Source organism: Vibrio sp. Vb1554 (assembly GCF_033344235.1).
Map to the genome: position 1 here is coordinate 1 of NZ_JAWPOJ010000065.1, position 3,874 is coordinate 3,874.

4 protein-coding genes are annotated in these 3,874 nt (G+C 39.2%); 3 read left to right on the forward strand and 1 reads right to left on the reverse strand.

All coding sequences use genetic code 11. The features are described from left to right. The first annotated feature begins 95 nt into the window (after positions 1–95). Together R8N28_RS23500 and R8N28_RS23505 are read left to right on the forward strand one after the other, a co-directional pair. Positions 96–671 (forward strand): hypothetical protein, encoded by a 576-nt coding sequence (locus tag R8N28_RS23500; protein WP_318183473.1) that lies wholly within the window; start codon positions 96–98, stop codon positions 669–671. A gap of 574 nt (positions 672–1,245) precedes the next feature. Beyond that, positions 1,246–2,553 (forward strand): diguanylate cyclase, encoded by a 1,308-nt coding sequence (locus R8N28_RS23505; protein ID WP_318183474.1) that lies wholly within the window; start codon positions 1,246–1,248, stop codon positions 2,551–2,553. A 214-nt stretch (positions 2,554–2,767) separates the two neighbouring features. Here the strand turns inward: R8N28_RS23505 and R8N28_RS23510 are convergent, their stop codons facing one another. Beyond that, the gene (locus tag R8N28_RS23510) at positions 2,768–3,259 is read right to left on the reverse strand and encodes a hypothetical protein (RefSeq protein ID WP_237289078.1); all 492 of its coding nucleotides are present in this window, start codon (positions 3,257–3,259) and stop codon (positions 2,768–2,770) included. Between the two features lie 160 nt (positions 3,260–3,419). Between R8N28_RS23510 and R8N28_RS23515 the strand changes: the two genes are divergently transcribed. Further along, positions 3,420–3,827, forward strand: a complete 408-nt coding sequence (locus R8N28_RS23515; protein WP_029788667.1) for a LexA family protein — start codon at positions 3,420–3,422, stop codon at positions 3,825–3,827. The last annotated feature ends 47 nt before the right edge of the window (positions 3,828–3,874 follow it).

The window sequence follows — 3,874 nt, forward strand, 5'->3', positions numbered from 1 at the left end:
CACTCAAGTTGAGTATGGGATCAAGTTAACCTTGTCACATAACTTCGCTGTCAAGGCTTCGCGGGTGAAGAGTTACGTATTTTCAACCAGACATTATGTCTCTTAAGGACAGCTACTTCGACAAAATCCAAGTCTATTGCAGACTTGCAGTCAAAGAAAATCTCGAAAACGTTGCAAACAAAGAACGAGGTACAGTTACTCTAGAAAACGGCGATACCGTTCATCTGTTCGCTGCCCCGATCCACCATTTGTGTGAAACTATTGGTCAAATTGAACGTGTCGACGGCAGTCGCACAAGTGATTCAAGAGGATTAGAGCTAAAAGCGGATGAAGCCGAGGACATTCAGCAGGCCTTGGCCCGTCTAGAGTCGATACTGTCTAACATGGGCTACGGCCATAAAAGCTTTAATGTAGAGAAGTACCAAAATGATGAGATCTCCAAATTCATGGACAAAAAGTATGACATGGGCCGAACGATTGGAGGTCTTGGCAAGAAGGAGAAGCAATCTAAGTTCGAGCAAGACTGTTTAGCCCGTTTCACTAACTGCGATGAAAGCTTATTGACGCCGCTTTCAGAGAACGCTACTTCCAACACCACATCTCGCGTTAGAGCAACCTTTGAAGCGTTAAGGGGAAGAGCCGTAAAAGTAGGGAAAAAGTCTAAGCCATGATGATACATGGGGCTCTCTCGAGCCCCTATTTAACACAGCGCAGTTGGTTCAACACGTTTTTGGACAAATGTGAGTTACACGTCATCTGGTAAACCACTAACATCAGATTAGTAAAAGTATCTTTAAACCTTAAACGCTTGTATGTCCATGATCGGGGTTGAATACTATTACCGTTATTGAGGTAGTAATGGCTAAGTAGTTATATCAGCGTAGTCCCGTTTGCCTTGTTTGTTTTGCTATCGTTTCCTCATCAATACAAAAGGCCAGAGATAAACTGTTGATTAGCACTTTGTTGTGCTGTTTCCTGTTGGTTGTTTTGTATTGAAGTTGGGGCATGAGGCCAAGACGATTCATGGGTATAGCCAATCAGCTCGTAGCTTCTTGATTTATTTTCATCATTTTACCGATAAAGCCTAGTTAATACATAATGTTAGTCTAATATCTATAGAGAGATTACTGAAAGTTACCCATTAACTTGTATTGCGGTGTTGTGAGTGTCCTTGTGTTACATAAATATAAATTTAGCCCTTGGTTGTTTTGGACATTAACCATAATGTATGGCGTCTTTAGTTATATGATCATCTATCTAGTAACGGATAAGTTTCTCGAAAGACAAATCCAACAAGTAAAAGAGACAATTCAGTATGACGTAGCGTTAGTTAGATATAGTATTGAAGCGAATATATTTCGTGATACTTACCTTGCAGATAGCTTCGCGTCGGTGGTGTCATTAGACCCTGATTTCGCAACAAAAAATTGGAACTCTGTATCCAGTCAATTTTTATCCAAAGCTGCGTTTGTTAGAAATATCGGACTAGCACCCAACGACATCATATCTCATGTATATCCTTTAGAAGGTAATGAAAAGGCAATTGGGTTGGACTTTAGAACTGTTCCAAATCAGTACGAAACCGTTCAGATAGCTAAAGATACTCAAAAAGTTTTCATAGCTGGGCCATTAGAACTGGTGCAAGGAGGAACAACTCTTATTGCAAGATACCCAATATTTACAGACCCCCCTAAAAACAAAAATTACTGGGGTAGCCTAAGTGTCGTTATAAATTATGACAAACTAATAGAAGCTTCGAAAATACAAGATGTTAGCGGCGCAAACATTGCGCTAGTTGCCAGCAACTCAAATGGAGAGAGTAATAGACTTATTGAGGGTAACAATATTGCTGTTGAGAACTATGATATAAGCTACCCCATATACTTGCCAAATAACAATTGGATCTTATTTGCTTCATATAAAGACTTTAGTGAAACGGATGGCATATATAAATTTAAAATTATTTTCATGACCCTTGGGATTGCAACTTTTTCTATTGGCTATTTTCTTCTAATAGCGTTAGTCAAAAACTACTTACGTGCTCAAAACTTGTCATTACATGATGAGCTTACTCAATTACCTAATCGCCGTTACTTATTTCAAAAAATGACTAAAATAATGTCGAGAGAGGGTTCAATCGTTGAGTTTACTGTTCTTAATATCGATTTAAATAAGTTCAAACAAATTAATGATTCCCTAGGGCATGAGGCTGGTGATGAAGCCTTGAAGCATACAGCCTCATCCTTAAATCGTTGCTTGCGTTCATCTGATTTCATTTCGAGAGTTGGAGGCGACGAATTCGTTGTTATCTTACACCGAGTATCAAATGAAGAGGATGTGGATAAAGTAATCCATAAGATGCATCTTTGCCTTGAGTCCAGCCCTTTACACTGGAATAGTCAAAAAATATGGATTTCATTAAGTATCGGAAGTTACACCTTTAAAAGTAAGGCAAATTCAAAGCTTATCAATGAAGTATTGTCCAATGCAGATAAAAGCATGTACTTCAATAAATCATCTGCAAAGAACAAAGACATAGAGTTTTTCATTTAAAAAGAAATATCGCACATCAATTATATATAGGTTTGAATTTTGGCTGAGGGATTATATAAACTGATTGATTTAATCATTGATCTAAAATTATTGAGTAACAACGCTAGCAAACTTAGGTGCAAAGGTGTGTTTGCTTTTAGTGGCTTCAGGCAACAATGAGCCAGCAACTCCCCCACAGGCTCAAAGTTACGCTTCGATGTTTTCTGCTTCAGCTTCACCGACCCGAAATGCCCTTAAGCTCTTTCCTAGGGATCATTCGATAGTTTCCTATCTTCCAATCATCGACAAATACGTCGAATTCGTCTCTATCAAGTAAATCAATAGGACGAGCGGTCAGATATTCACTCTGGCTAGCTTCTGCCGAAACTAAAGCATTGTAAATTTTTAGATCACCATTACCCAAAGCTTTCTCTACCAACTGGTAAGGCGCAACCGCTTTGCACATCAGCACGGTTTTCTCAGCAAATAGCCAGTACAGGACATCAATGTCATCTCGGCCTGTTCTTAAATCATCGAGACGTCTCTTTAGTCGATTTTGTAATTCCATGTTTTCATCAAACTGAAATACTGGGTAAAGGTGCCAGCCGTTTATATCTATACACAACCCTTTTCGATTCCCCTCTTCAACCACCTCATCAGTGTAAAACTCGAGCTTATTAAGCAAGTTCTTAACCACTATAAGTCGCCTTTGATCTAATTCCATCACAACGTTTGTCCTCATAAAATTCCGATTATCAGAAACATAGAAACAAACCTTCAAATCGCCAAATTAAATTTGCTGAGATAGTAGGCAAACAGTTCACACCGACTTGCCAAAATGACTTTTTGACACCAAAATGATACTGTCTATTTATACAGTATCATTTATGAAAGTTATCCCAATCAGCGCACATGCTGGCATCACTGGATTTGAGTCGCCAGCTACCGAGTACAGTCAACTATCTCTCGATCTCGATGAGCTTTTAGTCGAGCATCCGAGTGCAACTTTCATCGGAAGAGCATGTGGTGATTCCATGCAAGGGTTAGGTATATTTGACCAAGATTTGCTTATCGTAGATCGACACGTCGATGTAAAACAGAATGACGTCGTTGTTGCGAACCTTAATGGTGAATTCATATGTAAGCAGATTGATATTCATCGCAAGTTATTGCTTTCAGCAAACGATAAGTATCAACCAACCCTGATTACCGAATGTGATTCTTTCTCGTTAGAAGGTGTCGTCATCCGATCCATACGTTGCCATAGACCAAGTCACCTGCTGAGAACAAAATAATGTATGCCTTAGTCGATGCGAACTCATTTTATTGTAGTGCTGAGCAA

Bases quoted from the DNA above. Each gene is read 5' to 3' on its own strand.
- R8N28_RS23500 (WP_318183473.1), top strand. From the start codon at position 96: ATGTCTCTTAAGGACAGCTACTTCGACAAAATCCAAGTCTATTGCAGA.
- R8N28_RS23505 (WP_318183474.1), top strand. From the start codon at position 1,246: ATGATCATCTATCTAGTAACGGATAAGTTTCTCGAAAGACAAATCCAA.
- R8N28_RS23515 (WP_029788667.1), top strand. From the start codon at position 3,420: ATGAAAGTTATCCCAATCAGCGCACATGCTGGCATCACTGGATTTGAG.